The organism is Specibacter sp. AOP5-B1-6 (assembly GCF_052376555.1).
Classification (GTDB): Bacteria; Actinomycetota; Actinomycetes; order Actinomycetales; family Micrococcaceae; genus Specibacter.
On record NZ_JBQSVT010000024.1, the window covers coordinates 12,806 to 29,892 of the forward strand.

The 17,087-nt window shown below is 62.7% G+C and carries 21 protein-coding genes; 9 read left to right on the forward strand and 12 right to left on the reverse strand.

The window, feature by feature from the left end:
* Positions 1–24 precede the first annotated feature (24 nt).
* The 3 genes from ACT3TS_RS12815 to ACT3TS_RS12825 all read left to right on the forward strand — a co-directional run bounded on the left by ACT3TS_RS12815 (position 25) and on the right by ACT3TS_RS12825 (position 2,206).
* Positions 25–996 carry an NAD-dependent epimerase/dehydratase family protein gene (locus ACT3TS_RS12815; RefSeq protein ID WP_444531955.1) on the forward strand — a complete coding sequence of 324 codons (972 nt, stop codon included), beginning with the start codon at positions 25–27 and terminating at the stop codon, positions 994–996.
* 177 nt (positions 997–1,173) lie between these two features.
* Positions 1,174–1,755: a J-domain-containing protein gene (locus ACT3TS_RS12820; protein WP_444531907.1), complete on the forward strand. Its 582-nt coding sequence runs from the start codon at positions 1,174–1,176 to the stop codon at positions 1,753–1,755.
* Positions 1,756–1,816: 61 nt separating this feature from the next.
* A complete protein-coding gene (locus tag ACT3TS_RS12825) occupies positions 1,817–2,206 on the forward strand; it encodes a VOC family protein (protein WP_444531908.1) in 390 nt (129 codons plus the stop codon).
* A 65-nt stretch (positions 2,207–2,271) separates the two neighbouring features.
* Here the strand turns inward: ACT3TS_RS12825 and ACT3TS_RS12830 are convergent, their stop codons facing one another.
* Positions 2,272–2,871, reverse strand: a complete 600-nt coding sequence (locus ACT3TS_RS12830; protein ID WP_444531909.1) for a class I SAM-dependent methyltransferase — start codon at positions 2,869–2,871, stop codon at positions 2,272–2,274.
* Between the two features lie 130 nt (positions 2,872–3,001).
* Between ACT3TS_RS12830 and ACT3TS_RS12835 the strand changes: the two genes are divergently transcribed.
* Complete coding sequence (locus tag ACT3TS_RS12835) at positions 3,002–3,817, forward strand: alpha/beta fold hydrolase (protein WP_444531910.1); 816 nt, start codon at positions 3,002–3,004, stop codon at positions 3,815–3,817.
* Positions 3,818–3,867: 50 nt separating this feature from the next.
* Here the strand turns inward: ACT3TS_RS12835 and mutM are convergent, their stop codons facing one another.
* Genes mutM through ACT3TS_RS12855 form a run of 4 tightly spaced genes read right to left on the reverse strand, consistent with a single transcriptional unit; the run spans position 3,868 to position 6,391 of the window.
* Positions 3,868–4,812, reverse strand: coding sequence for a bifunctional DNA-formamidopyrimidine glycosylase/DNA-(apurinic or apyrimidinic site) lyase (mutM, locus tag ACT3TS_RS12840; protein ID WP_444531911.1), 945 nt, complete (start codon positions 4,810–4,812; stop codon positions 3,868–3,870).
* Positions 4,812–5,594: a ribonuclease III gene (gene rnc / locus ACT3TS_RS12845; RefSeq protein ID WP_444531912.1), complete on the reverse strand. Its 783-nt coding sequence runs from the start codon at positions 5,592–5,594 to the stop codon at positions 4,812–4,814. The genes mutM and rnc overlap by 1 nt, the downstream gene beginning before the upstream one ends.
* 54 nt (positions 5,595–5,648) lie before the next feature.
* Positions 5,649–5,852 (reverse strand): 50S ribosomal protein L32, encoded by a 204-nt coding sequence (rpmF, locus tag ACT3TS_RS12850; protein WP_062007003.1) that lies wholly within the window; start codon positions 5,850–5,852, stop codon positions 5,649–5,651.
* A gap of 59 nt (positions 5,853–5,911) precedes the next feature.
* Positions 5,912–6,391, reverse strand: a complete 480-nt coding sequence (locus ACT3TS_RS12855; protein WP_444531956.1) for a YceD family protein — start codon at positions 6,389–6,391, stop codon at positions 5,912–5,914.
* A 441-nt stretch (positions 6,392–6,832) separates the two neighbouring features.
* Between ACT3TS_RS12855 and ACT3TS_RS12860 the strand changes: the two genes are divergently transcribed.
* Positions 6,833–7,051, forward strand: coding sequence for a hypothetical protein (locus tag ACT3TS_RS12860; RefSeq protein ID WP_444531913.1), 219 nt, complete (start codon positions 6,833–6,835; stop codon positions 7,049–7,051).
* Between the two features lie 16 nt (positions 7,052–7,067).
* Here the strand turns inward: ACT3TS_RS12860 and coaD are convergent, their stop codons facing one another.
* Positions 7,068–7,583, reverse strand: coding sequence for a pantetheine-phosphate adenylyltransferase (coaD, locus tag ACT3TS_RS12865; RefSeq protein ID WP_444531914.1), 516 nt, complete (start codon positions 7,581–7,583; stop codon positions 7,068–7,070).
* 264 nt (positions 7,584–7,847) lie between these two features.
* Here coaD and ACT3TS_RS12870 point away from each other — a divergent pair, with 264 nt between their 5' ends.
* Positions 7,848–9,044, forward strand: coding sequence for an aminotransferase class I/II-fold pyridoxal phosphate-dependent enzyme (locus tag ACT3TS_RS12870; protein ID WP_444531915.1), 1,197 nt, complete (start codon positions 7,848–7,850; stop codon positions 9,042–9,044).
* Positions 9,044–9,817, forward strand: coding sequence for a spermidine synthase (locus tag ACT3TS_RS12875; RefSeq protein ID WP_444531916.1), 774 nt, complete (start codon positions 9,044–9,046; stop codon positions 9,815–9,817). The genes ACT3TS_RS12870 and ACT3TS_RS12875 overlap by 1 nt, the downstream gene beginning before the upstream one ends.
* A 135-nt stretch (positions 9,818–9,952) precedes the next feature.
* Here the strand turns inward: ACT3TS_RS12875 and rsmD are convergent, their stop codons facing one another.
* From rsmD to ACT3TS_RS12905, 6 genes are all read right to left on the reverse strand, one after another.
* Positions 9,953–10,531, reverse strand: a complete 579-nt coding sequence (gene rsmD, locus ACT3TS_RS12880) for a 16S rRNA (guanine(966)-N(2))-methyltransferase RsmD (RefSeq protein WP_444531917.1) — start codon at positions 10,529–10,531, stop codon at positions 9,953–9,955.
* A 33-nt stretch (positions 10,532–10,564) separates the two neighbouring features.
* Positions 10,565–12,787 (reverse strand): ATP-dependent DNA helicase RecG, encoded by a 2,223-nt coding sequence (locus ACT3TS_RS12885; protein WP_444531918.1) that lies wholly within the window; start codon positions 12,785–12,787, stop codon positions 10,565–10,567.
* A complete protein-coding gene (locus tag ACT3TS_RS12890) occupies positions 12,774–13,712 on the reverse strand; it encodes a DAK2 domain-containing protein (protein ID WP_444531919.1) in 939 nt (312 codons plus the stop codon). The genes ACT3TS_RS12885 and ACT3TS_RS12890 overlap by 14 nt, the downstream gene beginning before the upstream one ends.
* A gap of 40 nt (positions 13,713–13,752) precedes the next feature.
* On the reverse strand, positions 13,753–14,769 hold the full coding sequence (thiL, locus tag ACT3TS_RS12895) for a thiamine-phosphate kinase (RefSeq protein WP_444531920.1): 1,017 nt from the start codon (positions 14,767–14,769) through the stop codon (positions 13,753–13,755).
* A gap of 98 nt (positions 14,770–14,867) precedes the next feature.
* The gene (locus tag ACT3TS_RS12900; protein WP_444531921.1) at positions 14,868–15,434 is read right to left on the reverse strand and encodes a PIN domain-containing protein; all 567 of its coding nucleotides are present in this window, start codon (positions 15,432–15,434) and stop codon (positions 14,868–14,870) included.
* 45 nt (positions 15,435–15,479) lie between these two features.
* A complete protein-coding gene (locus ACT3TS_RS12905) occupies positions 15,480–15,923 on the reverse strand; it encodes a helix-turn-helix domain-containing protein (protein ID WP_444531922.1) in 444 nt (147 codons plus the stop codon).
* Between the two features lie 352 nt (positions 15,924–16,275).
* Here ACT3TS_RS12905 and ACT3TS_RS12910 point away from each other — a divergent pair, with 352 nt between their 5' ends.
* On the forward strand, positions 16,276–16,455 hold the full coding sequence (locus ACT3TS_RS12910) for a hypothetical protein (RefSeq protein WP_444531923.1): 180 nt from the start codon (positions 16,276–16,278) through the stop codon (positions 16,453–16,455).
* Between the two features lie 244 nt (positions 16,456–16,699).
* Positions 16,700–17,077 (forward strand): hypothetical protein, encoded by a 378-nt coding sequence (locus tag ACT3TS_RS12915; protein WP_444531924.1) that lies wholly within the window; start codon positions 16,700–16,702, stop codon positions 17,075–17,077.
* Positions 17,078–17,087: the final 10 nt, after the last annotated feature.

The window sequence follows — 17,087 nt, forward strand, 5'->3', positions numbered from 1 at the left end:
CCAGGTGCCGGCCAGCGCCGCGTCCTGGTGACGGGCACGAGCGGACTGCTCGGACGGGCCGTGGCCCAGTTGCTTCAAGACCGCGGCTTTTTGGTGCGCACGTTGCAGCGCCGCCCGGTTGAGTCCCCGTGGGAATCGCTGCAGGGATCTGTTGTTGATCCTGATGTGGCGGCCCGAGCGGTGGCCGGCGTGGACGCCGTCGTGCATTTAGCTGCAAAAGTTTCCTTCACCGGGGACTGGAGCGACTTTGTTTCCACGAACATCGTGGGCACCCGCCAGCTCATGTCAGCGGCCCAGAACGCGGGTGTGCGTGACTTTGTGTTTGTGTCCTCACCGTCCGTGGCCCATTTTGGTTCCTCCATTGTGGGTGCCTCCGCAGGCACGGCCAATCCCAACCTGGCCCGGGGAAACTACGCCCGCTCCAAGGCCGCTGCCGAAGAAATCGCCCTGGCCGAGGACTCCCCCGAATTCCGCGTGACCGCCATCCGGCCCCACGTTGTCTGGGGCCCCGGCGACACCCAGCTGGTGGAACGCGTGGTGGAGCGTGCCCGCGCCGGCCGGCTGCCGCTGCTTGACGGCGGCCGCGCGCTCATCGACACCACTTATGTAGACAATGCGGCCGAGGCGATCGTGCGCGGCCTGGAACGCATGGACCACGCCCACGGCCAGGCATTGGTTGTCACCAATGGTGAGCCGCGTCCTGTTGGCGAACTGATTGCCGGGATCTGCTCCGCTGCAGGTGTGCGTTCGCCCGGTTATTCGGTGCCGGGCTGGCTTGCCCGCGGAGCCGGTTCCGTCATTGAGAGGGCCTGGACGGCCGCCGGATCCCGCGGCTGGGTGCACGACGAACCGCCCATGACCCGGTTCCTGGCCGAACAGCTCTCCACCGCCCACTGGTTTGACCAGCGGCACACGCAGGCCGTGCTCGACTGGGTGCCCACGGTGTCACTGGATGAGGGTCTGGCGCTCTTGGCGGAACATTACCGGACCAAGTAGGCGAGTCCGCCCGGTGGCGCTGCGATCCGTGACTCCAACGTGCGCTGGTGCGAGAATTGATGTGTGCTTCAATCATCCGAGCTGACCAAGCAAGGGTTTGTGGGCACGCACACAGCCGAACGGTTCCTGTCACCTCTGCGGGCCCGACGGCAGCCAGGCACAGTTGGAGGTTGTGCGATGAAAGAGGATGCCCGGATGGCAGCGACCCGCCGTCGGCTCGAAAGGGCGCTGCGGGTTGACCGTGGCGATCCCGAAGATGAAGCTCAACGGGGGCCATCGGCCGGCGGCCGGGCCAGCCTGGAACGGGCGGCCATGGTTGAGACGGCGATCCAGCAGGCGATCCGCCGCGGCGATTTTGACGACCTTCCCGGAGCCGGCAAGCCACTGCCGGGGCTGGGCGGCACATACGACCCTGACTGGTGGATCAAGCACAAGATCGAGACCGAGCATTTGCACGGGCTCGGCCCACCGGCAATCATGCTCCGTGTCGAGAACGCCGAACTGGAGAGCCGTCTTGACGGGCTCCCACGCGAGGCCGAAGTGCGCGAGGCGCTCGAAGACTTCAACAAACGCGTGATCGAAGCCCGCAGGCAGCTGCTGGGCGGGCCGCCTGTCGTTACACCGACGCGCGACATCGAAGCGGAGGTGCTCGCATGGCGGGAGCGGCGGCAGGCCCCCGCTCCCGAGCAAGGTGGCTTGGGGCAGCCGGATCGGCCACGGCACCTCCGCCGCGGCAGCCGCCGCCGTCGTCGAGCCTGATGCTGCATCGACACCCACAAACAAACTGAACTACCTTCTTGGCCCTGCTAGCGTTGCAACCATGACGACGCATAAAATCACCTTGGGTGCAATCAACCTGGAGGCGCGGAACCCGGCCAAGCTTGCAGAATTTTGGGCGGCCGTGACCGGCGCCTCGCCCGCACCCGGTGGAGACAGCGTTTACCTGCCGCCGGCTGGGGCCGGGGGCTTCGGCATGTTCTTCCAACCCATGACCGAGCCCCGCTCCGAACGCCAAACGATCCACCTGGACCTGACCGTCCCATGGGGAGCACGACAAGCCGAGGTAGACCGTCTCGTCAGCCTCGGTGCCACCTACCAATGGGACGTCCTGGACGAAGTCCCCCACGTGCAGTGGACCACTCTGGCCGATCTGGAAGGCAACCTGTTTTGCGTTGCCGAACATCCGCCGGCAAACGAGCAGACAGCATGACCACTCCCGTCGAACGGTGAGCGCAGGATCTGCTTAGCCCAACGTCCTGGCCATCGAGGGAACCCCTACCGAACGATCGCGCAAATTGCTGCGTGGGGCCGGTTGCCTGGATCTTGGCGCGTTTCGGCTTCGAGGACTTCGAACCCGGCATCATGCAGCAGGCTGCTCATCTGATCGACGGACCAGTAGTACGCCGTGGTCACCGCATGATCGAACGGTTCTGCGGATTCGCCATTGAAAAACCCGACGAGCAGGTGCCCTTGAGGTGAAAGAACACGCGCAAATTCAGAGAGAACCGGCGGCAGCTCTGCCGGGCGCAGATGAATCAGTGAATACCAGGCGAGCACTCCATCCAGGCTTCCATCCGCTTCGTCGAGGGCGCGGAGCGAGGAGACCTGGAATGATGCATCAGGGAAGCGAAGACGGGCGCTCTCAATGAAGTCAGGCACGAGGTCGATGCCTGAGATGTCGGCACCCCGCTTGTGAAGAAAGTCCGTCCAGTGTCCAGGACCACATCCGGCGTCGATGATGCGGCCGGTAATATGCCGGGCCCACTGCCCCATGAGCTTCAGATCAAGCTCATGCATGTCATCGATTGCCCCAAGAATGGCCGTGTACTCGGAAGCTCGCTCGGCGTAAGCCCATCGAACTTGAGAGTCAGTCATGCAAGTAAGTCTACGGACTCGCCAGCACGACATATTGCGCGAAGCCCTGCTCCGCCGGGCCCCAAACCGGTCCGCGACAGGCACAGCAGCAACCAAAACGCATGATTCCCGTGGCTGCTAGATTCGCTGTATGCGTATTCTCGACGGTTCCCTGGCCCGTGAAGGCTGCGTTCTCCGCTATGACGACCACGACAGCTCCGGCAGGAGGGGACCGTCAGTGCTCTTTCTCCACGGAGCCGGCGCCGATCACGTGATGTTCGAGCCTCAAGCACAGGCACTCTCGGAGAGTGGATTTCGCACCGTGCTGGTGGATCTTCGCGGCCATGGTGCGTCACGGCCCAACACGTCGACCATGAGCGCCGAACTTCTCATCAAGGACGTGGAAGCGCTTATCGCCCACTTGGGGTTGGACCATCCCGGTCTGATTGGGCATTCTCTGGGCGGGAATCTGGCGCAACGTCTGGTCCGGCGCGAACCCCGAAAATACTCCGCACTGGCCGTGCTCGACTCAACGTGGAACACCGGTCCGCTGACAAGGCTCGAGCAGCTCGGCTTGAAAGTTGCCGCGCCCCTCTTGCGGCTCATCCCCCGTCACAGGCTGCCGTTGCTCATGGCCGACGCTTCGGCAGCAACGGACCGGGCGCGGAAAGATCTTGTACGCGCCTTCTCCCAGCAGAGCAAGACTGAATTCCTGGCCGTCTGGCAGGCGACAACGCAGTTCCTCATGCCTGATCAGCACTACCGCACGGCGATTCCCTTGATGCTGCTACGCGGAGGGCAGGATCGCACGGGAAACATCGCCTCGGCGATGCCCCGGTGGGCGGCAGCGGAGGGGGTTGATGAATTGCTCATCCCCGGCGCAGGGCACGTCGTCACCCAGGATGCCCCAACCACCGTGTCTGCCGCCCTTTGTGATTTCATGCTGGCTCACGTCAACGCCGATTGACCATTGGTGAGCTGTGCGCTGGCGAAGGTTGCCGGGCACGCACGGCGAGGCTATATTCGGGCGTTGCGCGGCTTCGGCTGGCAGACCGGGCAGCTGTAGGAAGAACGATTCATGAAGGTGTCGCGACGGATCCGTGTTGCCAGGCCCAGCCCCGCACAGCGGTGGCACGGTTCGCCTTCACGTCCGTAGGCGTTCAGGGAGCGGGCGAAGTATCCTGACGCGCCGTTGACGTTGACGTACAGCGAGTCAAAGCTGGTCCCGCCAGCATCCAACGCCCTGGCCATGACGTCGCGAGCCGCATGGATGATGCGTTCGGTGTCTGGGCGACGGAGTGTTTCGGTGGGTCTGGCATAGTGCATCTTGGCAGCCCACAGCGCCTCATCGGCGTAGATATTTCCGATGCCGGAGACAAACCCCTGGTCCAGAAGCGCCCGTTTCAGGCCGGTTTTGCGCGCACGGAGCTTTTGGTGCAGCGCCTCGATGTTGAAAAACGGGTCCAGCGGGTCGCGGCCAATGTGGGCGGCCTCCGCAGGAATAAGCGGCCAGGGTGAGCCGCTGCCGCCGGCCATTCCGTCCGCAGTGGGCACCAGCGACGTGACGAACAGTCCCCCAAAGATGCGCTGGTCCACGAAGCGCAGCTCCTCCGGTGCGTCGTCCCGCGGAGAAAAGGTAAGCCGGACCTTGAGGTGTTTCTCATGCGGCTGATCGGGTGATTCCACCAGCAGCTGCCCGCTCATGCCGAGATGCGCCACCAAGGCGGTGTGCGGAGCAGACGCCAAGGAAGGTTCGTCGGACAATGGCAACCACAGGAACTTGCCGCGGCGCACCACGTCCAGGATGGTGGTGCCGATCAAATTGCCGCGGAAATCATCCACACCCAGCGCATGGCGGCGGATGGAACGGGGATCCGGCACGGAGACCCCGGTGATGCGGCGCCCTGCAATCCACTGTTCAAGTCCGCGGCGAACAACTTCAACCTCGGGAAGCTCGGGCATTATTTCCCAGCAGGAGCCGAACCGGCGGCGGCGGACGAACCTACGGATTCATCGCCGGAAGCAGGCTCACCGAACTGCTTCTGCAGCTCAATCCATCCTTCGGCGGCAGCGGTGCGCTCGGCTTCCTTTTTGGAGGGGCCGGCGCCGGTGCCGTAGTGCTTGCCGCCAATGATCAGTCGGGCGGTGAAGGAACGGTCGTGGTCGGGGCCGACTCCGGTGATGTCATAGCTGATGGCGCCGAGGTGCTTGGCGGCGGAGATTTCCTGGATGTTAGTTTTCCAGTCGGTGCCTGCTCCGAGAACGGCGGCGTCGGCCAGCAGCGGGCCCACGAGACGCATGACGAGCTGACGGGCAACTTCGATCCCGTGTGTGAGGTAGGTGGCGCCGATGAGGGCTTCCATCGTGTCGGCGAGGATGGAAGACTTGTTGCGGCCCTTGGTGAGGCGTTCGCCCTGGCCCAGGTAGATGAATTCACCAACGCCCAGGGAGCGGCCAATGGAGGCGAGGGCCCGCGTGGAGACGACGGCGGAGCGGCGCTTGGCCAGATCGCCCTCGGGCAGCAACGGGTTGTCGCGGTACAAGGCGTCGGTGACGGAGAAACCCAGGATGGAGTCGCCCAGGAACTCGAGGCGCTCGTTGGTGGGGAGCCCGCCGTTTTCGTACGCGTAGGACCTGTGTGTCAGGGCAAGACGAAGCGTCCCGGCATCAATACTGACACCGAGACGCTTCAACAGCAGTTTGTGTCCGTCCGTGAGTTCCGGTGATGGAAGATCTGCGGACATGACGCTCCTGCTAAATATTATTAACTCGAACGACCGGATGGCCGCACGGACGTCTTAGACGTCGGCAACCTTGCGGCCCTTGTATTCCAAGAACAGTGCGGTGCCGGCTGAGTCGGTAACAACCCGGGCCTGGTGCGGAAGGCTGTAAACAACCTCTCCGTTTTCGATGGTCTTCACCAGAGCAGGCGCGGTGGCCTTCCACTGGGAACGGCGTGCGCGCGTATTGGCACGGGACATCTTCCGCTTCGGAACAGCCACGGCAAACTCTTTTCTCTCGATAACTCACAGGCATGTGCCCACAAGTAAAAACTTATTTGCTAGTTTTCTTCGCCGGTTAAGCCCTGTAGGGCAGCCCACCGAGAATCCAGGATCTCGTGATGGTGCCCCGGCTCTTCCACAAGGTGTATTCCGCATTCGGAACACAGACCCTCGCAGTCTTCCCGGCACACCGGCTGGAACGGCAGGGCGGTTACCACTGCGTCCCGCAACACCGGTTCAAGATCGATAGAATCGTGCTCGACCCAACGTTGCTGATCTTCTTCCTGTTCAAGGAATTCCGCGGACGGCTCCTCGTAGAAGAAAAGTTCTTGCACATCGACTTCAAGGTCATCCTCGAACGTCTCCAAGCAGCGGGAACACTCACCTGTCACATCGACAAGTACGTTGCCCGACACCAGAATTCCTTCATGGACGGCCTCAAAACGGAGTTCCAGATCCAAAATGGACCCAGGCGTCGCGCCAATGAGCGGAGTGCCAAAATCTTCCGGCACAGGTATACGTTCCTCGAACTTCCACATGCTGCCCGGGCTGCGCCCAAGCTCCCTCACACTGACGTTGAGGGGCGTGCCATGGTTGGACTTGTTGCCCAACGTGGTTTCGCTAATGAGAACTCCTGTAAAAACATATGACCGACGCACCATCTTAGCCCGAAAGCTGCCGGGCATCAAAATGAGCGGTACCAGACCAAATTGGCCTTGTTCAGTCTACGACAGACACCACCCTCACGGCGAACCCATTTCCCTGTGCCGTGCGTGATGTAACTCTCAACTGCCCGCAATCCTTGCTCGGGGCCTCGTGGCGCGCCTTCCCGGCTGACGGATCTCTGGGATGCACGACGCCGGACAGCCGGCTTGCGCTGCCCGGTCCGGCACGCGTTTGGGACACCTTCGATGCGGGTCCGGCACGGTACAGGGCGACTATGGCGACACTTGCCCCCTACGGGGTGAGAGGCTGGAGACATGGCCATCCTCGAATTACTTGGAATTACTAAACAGCCCGCCGGATCTCGTCGCGGCATCAGCGGCATCGATATCGGTCTCATCATCTTCGCGGTGGGGTGCGTGTCCGTTTTTAGCGGTTCCTGGCTTATATCGACAGCAATCATCGGGGTTGGGGTGGTCGTCTTCATTGTCGGCGCCGTGAGGGCCAAAAGGCGTGCCGGGAACGATCCCGCTTAGGAAGAGTACGAAGGCGCTACCGCTTTGGCGGGACCACTGTCACGGGCCTGGTGTCGAGGCCGACATCGCCCTGAAGACGGCGCAGCACGGCGCGCGGCACGTAGTCCGACACATCCCCGCCCAGGGTGTGGACTTCCTTGATCAACGTCGAAGACAAATGCAGGTAGCGGCTGTCGCCCGGCAGAAACACCGTCTCCACACCGGAAAGCTGGCGGTTCATGGTGGCCATGGGCAGCTCATAGTCAAAGTCCGACGAGGAGCGCAGCCCCTTCACAATGGCGGAGACCCCGCGGGAATGGCAGTACTCGGACAGCAGCCCCTCCCCCATCGGCTCCACGATAATCCCCGACAGCGCAGAGAAGGTGTTCTTGGCCATCTCGAGCCGTTCATTGAGCGTAAACCGGTATTTCTTGGCGTAGTTCGTGGAGATGGCCACGATGACCTCGTCAAAAAGTCCGGAGGCTCGCGCAATCACCTCAATGTGACCCTTGTGAATGGGGTCAAAGGATCCGGGGCACACTGCACGTCGCATACACACGAATCTAGCCGACTTCGGCACACGGGCGCCATTGTTTCGGACCATGTCCCGCAGTTGCCGTCGGCTACTGACCAGTATTGGCAATCTCCAGTATTGGCATTCTCGGTCGGCTGGCGCAGGGCCCCGTCCTGCGCGCCGGCCCCTTCGCTATGGCCCGGACTGCGAGGCCGGTAACGTATTGAAGGCAGACGACGGCCGGACCCACCCGAACCACGGCCACAGCCACAGCCACAGCAGAGAACCAATAGAGGAGCACTCATGAGCACGCCCTGGCACCGCACAGCGCAAGGCGCCAATCTGTTGGGCCCGGACGGCTCGCTCGGCGTGACGATCTTTGAAGAGATCACCACCCTTGCCAACAAGCACAAGGCCATCAACCTGGGCCAGGGCTTCCCCGACGAAGACGGCCCCGCCGAACTCAGCCGCCTCGCCCAGGAAGCCATCGCCAACGGCAACAACCAGTACGCGCCCGGCAAGGGCATTTTGGATCTACGCCGCGCGGTTGCCGAACACCAGGACCGTTTTTACGGGATCACCCTTGACCCGGAAACTGAAGTCATCATCAGCACCGGTGCCACCGAAGCCATCGCGTCAGCCGTCCTGGCCATGACGGGTCCCGGCGACGAGGTCCTCACCTTCGAGCCCTTTTACGACTCCTACGGCGCCATGATCGGTCTCAGCGGCGCCACCCACACGACCGCCGCCCTCCTCGCCCCGGACTTCATGCCCGACCTGGCCACGCTGGAAAACAGTTTCAGTCCGCGCACCAAGATGGTCATCCTCAACAACCCGCACAACCCCACGGGCGCCATGTTCCCGGAGGCCGTGCTTGCCGAGGTGGTGCGCCTTGCCATCAAGTACGACGCCGTCATCCTCACCGATGAGGTGTATGAGCACCTGACGTTTGGTCCCCGGCACATACCCGTGGCAACGCTTCCGGGTGCTGCCGGGCGCACGCTCACCATCTCCTCAGCCGGCAAGACCTTCTCCTTCACGGGCTGGAAGATCGGCTGGCTGTCCGGCCCCGCGGAACTTGTCGCCGCGGCCCGCACGGTCAAGCAATTCCTGAGCTACTCCTCCGGCACGCCGTTTCAAAGCGCCATCGCCGCCGGCCTGCGCATGGACGATTCCTTCTTCACCGGAGCTGCGGCCACCCTGCAGCGCAAACGCGACATCCTCAGCGAAGGCCTGCGCGCGGCTGGCTTGGACGTCCTGCCGTCCCAGGGCACCTACTTCGTGAACGCGGACACCTCGACGCTGGGCATCACCGACGCCACGGCCCTGGCCCGCAGGCTGCCGGAATTGATTGGCGTGGCAGCCATCCCCGTGCCGGTGTTTTGCCACCCCGAAGGCGCCTACCGCACCCGTTCGCTGCTGCGGTTTGCCTTCTGCAAAAAGGAACAACTGCTGGAGCAGGCAGCCGGCCGCCTCGCCACCTTGAAGGACAAGCTCTAGTGGCGAACACCAGCCGCTTCCTGCGCACCAACGGCGTGCATGCCGTGATCGGGCCCGACCCGTGGCATGCCAACGCCTTTGTGCTGAGCATTGACAACGCCGAACAGTCGCACGTAAATCTGGCCGAGCCGCACGAGGTTTTCTACGAATACCTGCGCCGGATCGCCAACGCCATCGACCTGGTCAAGCCCGCCGGCGAGCCCGTCACGGCGCTGCACCTCGGCGCCGGTGCCTTGACCCTTGCCCGCTACATCCAGGCAACGCGGCCCGGATCGCGCCAGCATGCGGTGGAACTTGAACGCGAACTCCTGGACTATGTGCTTGACCAGCTGCCCCTGCCAGCCGGGACAGACCTGACAACGCATGTGGGCGACGCCCGCGAAGCGCTGTGCGAGCTGCCCGCGGATGTGAAGTTCGACGTCGTCATTCTGGACATCTTCAGCGGCCCCGAAGCGCCGGCCCACCTCGCCTGCAGGGAGTTCTACCAAGAGGCTGCGGCGTTGCTCACCCCGGCGGGAATTCTGGCGGTCAACGTCGGCGACGAACCCGGCTTCACGCTCGTGACGAGCCAAACCAAGACTCTCCAGGAAGCCATGACCAGTGTGGCGGCGTATGGCACAACCATGCTGTTCAGCCGCCGCTACCCCGGGAACATCATCCTGCTCGGCAAAAACAGTCCGTGGCCCGACGGCTGGACGGAGTCGTTGGTGGCTGCAGGCCCGCACCCGGCGACCGTCATGACCGGCGTCGAGCTGGACGAGCTGACCGGCTGATCCCTCGACACAAACGCTCCATCACATCCGGGGTAATTTCGGCGGACCCTCCTGCAGCAATGGGGCGTGGCCCGGGGAACGCGGGCATGGGCGAACCGTCCATGCCCGGATCCCTTATGGATCCACCCGTGGCTTTTATTCAGCCGCGGGCTCGGCGAACCAGAGCCTCGTCTCGCCATACTTCTTCTCGGCGAAGCGGTCCAGGGATGCCGGCCAGCTTGGCTCGGGTGTCCGGGCCGAGCGTTCCACGACGACCACGGCAAAGGCGCTCAACCGGGGGCCCAGCAGCTCAAGCACCAGCGACAGTTCTGTTTCCGTCAACGGGTAGGGCGGATCCATGAAGACCAGGTCCCACTGGTCCACGCCGGCCTCGGCCACGCGGACAAGGAACGATTCGACCTTCGAGCGCTGCACCGTCACAGTCTTGGAACCAAGCACCTTGTTCACAAGCTCGGCGTTGCGCTGGCACACCCCGGCAGCCTTGTCGTTGAACTCAACCAGCTCAACCGACTTGGCGCCGCGGCTGGCACTTTCAACACCCAGTGAGCCCGAACCCGCATACAGGTCAAGGACCCGCGTCCCGGCGAGCATGTTCATGGATTCGAGGCGGGAAAACAACGCTTCCTTGACCCTGTCGGTGGTGGGACGGGTGCCCTCCCCCGGCACGGACACCAGCGGACTCCCGCCCGCCACGCCGGCAACGATCCGGCTCATGCGCGGTCCCCAGCGTCGCGGGCCCCATCTGTCCTAGCCACGTTCAAGGAATGCCCCATTCTTCTCGTTCAAGTACATCTCGATTTCCAGCTTCAGGGCCGGATGAAATTCCAGCCCGGGGTCTTTCTCCACAATTTCGGTGGCATCCTTGCGGGCCCGTTCAATCAATTCCTCGTCCCGCAACACGCTGAGCATGCGCAGTCCGCTGCTTCCGCCCGATTGTTTTGCGCCAAGGATGTCGCCTTCGCGGCGCATTTCCAAATCTTGTTTCGCCAGCACAAATCCGTCGTTGGTTTCGGCCACGGCATCCAGCCGTTTGCGGCTTGGGTGGTCCTTCTCCAGATTGGTCACCAACAGGCACGTGCCGTCCAGCCCGCCACGCCCCACCCGGCCGCGCAGCTGGTGCAGCTGCGAGATGCCAAACCTGTCGGCGTCCAGAATCACCATGAGCGTGGCGTTGTGCACATCAACACCCACCTCAATCACCGTCGTGGCAACGAGCACGTCGATCTCGCCGCGGGCAAACGCGGCCATGGTGCCTTGTTTGTCCGCCGAATCCATGCGCCCGTGCAGGACCTCGATGCGCAAACCGGCCAGTGCCGGAACCTCACGCAAATACAGTACGACGTCGAGCACCCCGGCCATGGGGCGGCTGTCACCTTCTGCGGGGGGAACGTCCTCGGAATCGGGGGCTTCGCCGATCTTCGGACACACCACGTAAACCTGGTGGCCCTTGTCGATCTCTTCCCTCGTGCGGGCCCACACCCGCGGCTCCCAGCCGGGATGCTCGGCAAGGGGCGAGACGTGGGTGACGATGGGGGCCCGGCCGGCGGGCAGTTCGGTCAGTTCGGAGACCTCAAGGTCGCCAAACACCGTCATGGCCACCGTGCGCGGGATCGGAGTGGCCGTCATGACCAGCACGTGCGGAGGCTTGAGCGCCTTCGCCCGAAGGGCGTCCCGCTGCTCGACGCCAAAGCGGTGTTGCTCATCCACCACGATCAAGCCGAGATCGGCGAACTGCACGTTGTCGGAGAGCAGGGCGTGGGTGCCAATCACGATGCCGGCTTCCCCGGATGCCGCAGCGAGCAGTGCCTTCTTCTTGGCGGCGGCAGGCATGGAACCGGTCAGCAGCGTCACCTGTGTGGCGTGTTGTCCGCCGAGCAGCGTGCCGGAACCGAGAGAGCCCAGCAATGCCGAAATCGAGTGCAGGTGCTGGGCGGCGAGAACCTCGGTGGGGGCCAGGAACGCGGCCTGCCCTCCGGCGTCGACCACTTGCAGCATGGCGCGCAGGGCGATGACAGTCTTGCCGGAGCCGACTTCGCCCTGCAGCAGCCGGTGCATGGGGTGCCCGGCGGCAACCTCGGCGGCAATCAGCTGGCCAATGTCACGCTGGCCGGCCGTCAGCGTGTAGGGCAGTTGTGCGTCGAAGGCGTCCAGCAGGGCGCCACTGACGGGGGCACGGCTGGTCGCGTTCTGGCTCGCAGCCTCGAAGCGCTTTTGTGCCAGGGTGGTCTGCAGCGCCAGTGCCTCCTGAAAGCGGAATCGCTTGTGGGCCCGGGGCCAGGCGTCCATGCTCGAGGGCAGGTGAACTTCCTGGTACGCGTCGGCCAGCGGCATGAGCTTTTCCCGCGCGGCGATGGCCTTCGGCACGGGGTCGGGAACCCTTTCCAGATCGAGTATCGGCAGCAGCGTCGCGATGACCTTTTCGGATTTCCAGCTCGGGAATTTTGCTGTGGTCGGGTAGACCGGCACCGGCCTGCCGGCGTGAAAATCCACCTCGTGGTCGGCCAGTTCATTATCCGGCAGAAGGACATATCCGGGGTTGGTCAGCACTTTGTTGTAGTTGTAGTAGGAGACCTTGCCGGAGAACATGGCAAGGACGCCCGGCTGGAGTTCCTTTTTTGCGGTGTAGCCGTTGAAGAAACTAATCACCAGCTCGGACGGCCGCCCCGAGTTGTCGGTAATGATGACGTCCGTGATGGTTCCCTTGCGGCTCTGCATCTGCCGCATCCTTGAATCAACAATGCGGGCAACGATCGTGACGTATTCGTCAACTTCCAACTGGTCAAGGTCGGTCAGGTCCCCGCGGGGAATGTAGCGTCGCGGAAAATGGTGGAGCATTTCCCCCACCGTGGTGATGTCCAAGCCCTTGGCAACCTGTTTGGCTGTGGCAGCGCCTATCAGCCGGGACAGCTCAATTCCCAGATCGGAATGTGGCATGGCCGGGCCCGAGCCGCTGGGGCTAGAGGAGGTCATGGACATCTTCGGGGGCATTGGCCGTTAACGCCGAGATGCTCACATTGCTTGGATCACCCACAGCCCTGATGGCGTCAAGCGCCACAGCGGCCGAGGGAACGTGCACATGCAGCCTCCACGGGTAGGCACCCATGTCGTCGGCTTCCTCCGAGACGGCACTCATGATGACGGAGTCGCCGAGGTCACCCAATTCCATGCGGAGCCCGGCAGCGGCCAGCGGGGACAGGACGATGGTGCACATGACTTCAACGCCTTCCTGCTCGGGCATTGACAGGGCAATGTTGGGGTCCTGGACCTTGTAGCCGGACAATCCGTCGAGCAGGTCCTCCTGCAGCGGTTCCCCGAGTATTACCGAACGCAGGCAGTCGAGAATCAACAACAGGCCCACGCCGCCGGCGTCAACGACGCGGGCATCCCGGAGCACGCCCAGCTGGGACTCGGTGAGCACGACGGCGTCGCGGGCGGCCGACACGGCCCCGTCAATTGTTTCCGCCAATGCCTGGTTGGATTCGTCACCGTTTTGCGTGGATTCGATTGAGGTCGCACCGGTGGCCGCGGCTTCCAATACGGACAGGAGCGTGCCGGGCATTGGTTCGCTCAATGCGCTCCAGGCCCGCAGCTGTGCCCGGTGCAATGCTCCCGCGAGCAGGGGTCCGCTCAGGCGCTGCGCCCCGGCGAGCGGTTCGGCCATGGCGGCGAGTGAGACGGCGAAGAGTGTGCCCGAGTTCCCCCTGGCCTGCTCCATGGCCGCCCGCCCGGCAGCTGCCATGGTCACGCCCACGTCGGAGGGCTCCAAATCGGCCAGCGCCTGTGCCGCCGCACGGACGGTCATGTACAGGTTGGTGCCGGTGTCTGCGTCGGCCACCGGGTAAATGTTTATGGCGTTGAGGCGGTCACTGTGATTGGCCAAAGTTTGTTCCGCCATGGACAACCAACGGCGAACTACGGGCGCCGTTGCGGTGATCTTAGACTGCAAAATGGTCCCATCCGAGAGCGCCGGAATCGGCGCTTTTAAAATTCTGTCCGTCAACGGTCACCACCGGTTCGGCCGCGTCCTTTGACAATACCGAGCCTATCCTAACGAAGCCTTCGGGGAGAGTCACGCCCGCCGGGAATGTGGACAACAGTCCGTGGTCCTCGCCGCCCGTGAGCACCCATGTCAATGAATCGGCACCAAGCACGACGGCGCATTCCTCCAGTCCGCGGGCCAGCCCCCGCAACACCGCCCCGTCCAAATCCAGGCTGGCGCCGCTTGCCTTGGCGATCCTGGTGGCGTCCCGCAGCAGACCGTCGGAGATGTCCATCATGGCGGTAGCACCGGCACGCGCCGCGAGCGGCCCGGCTGCCAGAGGAGGTTCCGGACGGGCAAAAAGATTTGCTGCCGCGGCCAATGCGGGAGTGAAACTGTCCGGCGCATGGTCGCTCTCGTGCAGTGCCCAGCCGGCGGCGGAGAAGCCAACATTGCCGCACACCGCAATCTGGTCCCCCACACCGGCGCCGCTGCGCAGCACAGCTTCCCGGCCGTCAAGGGAACCTGTGACGGCCACCGTCACCACCAGCTCGCTGCCGCCGGAGAGGTCTCCCCCGGCGACGGAACACTGGGGCGCACCGAGCGCAACGATCGCCGCGCTCAAACCGTCGGCGAACTGCTCAACCCAGCTGACCGGCGTCGTACTTGGGAGGGTGAGGCTGACAACCATCGAGGTGGCAACGGCGCCCATGGCGTTGATGTCGCTGAGATTTTGCGCGGCGGCCTTCCATCCGACGTCAAAGCCGGTGGAGGTGCTGCCGTTGGGCCAGCGCAGGCGGAAATCCTTGTCCTGGACCTGGGTGTCGATGGAGATGACGGTGCGCCCGTCCGGGACGGCGATGATGGCGGCGTCGTCGCCCGGGCCCAGCAGCATGGAGGTGCCGGCGTGCAGGCGCGGGAAGATCCGGGCCAGAAGCTCGGATTCGGAGAGTTGGGCGACGGTGAGGATCATGGTTTAACCGTAGCTGGTGGGTGTGACATTGGAGGTGCCGTCCATGTGGGCGGGGACATTACCCCTGTGCGCGAATCGCGGCCACGCCAAAGATTGGTTTATTGCCCAGTCAAGGCCCTATTACGGATATGCCCCAGAACGACTTCAGCAAACTTCGAACAAGACGCAGCACGCAGGGCATCTGGAAGCTGCTTTCCACCCCGCGCAGCCCAATAGGGCATTTGGAAGTCAACTACTTGCTTGACGGCGTCCTCGGCTGAGCTTTGGATCTCCATGAAAAAATCGTCACAACGATAGACCTCGTAGTTGCTTTCTTCTGACTCGAATCCGGTATCTTCGGTGAGTAGGACATGGGCACGGCACGCCTCTGCCGCATGGTGAACATGCCAGTCACCTTCATCAGCAATCCCTTCGACCGGGCCGCCTTGAAATTCGCCAAGTATCTCATCAAAATGTTCTTGGCACTTTTTCATGAGGTCGGAAATCAAACTACCTGGGGCTTGAGGATGTGCATCTCGCAGTCTGGCGCCCGTTTCGTTAATGACATCCCATGTGGTGTGCAGCTGAAAAACGCCACCCTTGGTTTCAATGCGCAGCATGAACAGCCAGTCACGAAGAGTTCGGCTGAAAAGGACATTTGCATCGACAAAAACACGTTGGGCCATGGTACAAGTTTGCACCATGGCCCAAAGTTTTCATGAATGGCTCGGTCAGGCGAAAGAATCCAGCTGATCTTCGAGCTCGAGCAACTCGTTCATTGCCACTCGGCGGGCAGCTTCGCGCTTTGCTTTGAGCTCCATCACAGCCTCACGCTTGAAGCGCGTATGCGTGCCGACTTTGAATGATTCGATATCGCCGGCTCTTGCCAGCCCCAACAGAGTCGGCCGGGAAACCCCCAGGACATCCGCAGCAGTGTTGCTGGTGAGCTCATCCGGCATAGTGCCAACGGTGACGCTTCCGTTGGCGGCAAGTGAGCGAAAAGCCTTGTCAATGATCTTTGAGAGCTCCGGGGGAAGCTGGCGGACAGTGCCGTCGCTCATGACAGCAGCAAAACCCGCCAGTCCCGCGGGCGCCGAAGCAACCTCATGTCGAACCGTGGTGAGATCTTCAGTGGTCACGAGAACTTCTGCTCGGTTGAGCGTGGGCGCAGTCATCGCTTCCTCCTTAATTTTCTTGTAGAACTGTCTACTACATTAGCGCACTTTCACTTATAAGTGAAAGCCAAAGTTTTTATGGCAGTGAAGGCACGCTGACAAGGCCAGGACTGCAGATCGGCATATCTCGTACCGCCAACGAGCGCCACCTACAGTGTTTGCCACGAGACTCATGGATCCCGAGCAGTCATGGCCTTGGACACGTCCTAAGCAAGCGCACAGCCGCCAACACAATCAGTGACTGACGAGTTGCTGTGTACGCTGTTGGGAGACTCCAACCAATGGCAGAGACATCACGGCCCATATGGCTGTGGCACCTTGGTGCGGCGCCCAAACTTAGGAGATCGAAACAATGAAAAAGACGCTACTAGTCTTCACCTGCATCTTCGCCCTCGTCACAATGACGATGGGCGTTGTGGCACTTCAAGGCAATCAAGCAATCACCAGTTTTTCCATCGTGAGTCTGCTCATCACGCTGGCATTGCTGACGTCGCTCTTGGTTGTGAGCCAAAAGGAAGCGGCCAACAAATAGCGTAGTTTTACCTCCTGCGGGTCCGGACAACACCGGGCCCGCAACACTTGACCTGTGCTGCTGAGAAGTGGCCAAAGGCATCAACGCCTTTGGCCACTTCTGTCTTTGTTTAACGGACCAAACGCATGCACCTGCATGCGGCGCACATTACGTCGAAGCTGTGGAGGTATTGCGGTTGGGCCAGCGCAGCCGGTCGTCCATGGTCCGGGTGTGACACAGCCCGTCGTGGTGCTACTGTCCGGGAATGACCAGTTCAACGCGCCGCTACACAATGAACCACGACTGGGTGTGGGGACCTGACAACCCGCGGCTGGAGAAAGTGGCGAGGCTCTCCGTGCAGATTCACGGTGCCAGCCCTGCACCACTCGGGGAACCCCTGCAACGTTGGCTGGACACCCTCACCTGTGACGCCGGCGGCGGCTGGTTCAGGGGCGGCTGGGCGGTCGACGTCGTCTCCCACCAGGGCGGGTCCGCCGAGCTTGTCCTCAGTTCAGGCGGGCAGGACGTCGCCGATTCCCTCCAGGACGCCGCCGACTCCTTCCATGAGCAGGTGCTTGGTCCCCTCGAGCTGGATCCCCTGATGCCCGGCACGGTGACGTGGACCGAACTGCCCCTGCGCTGAGACTAGACGT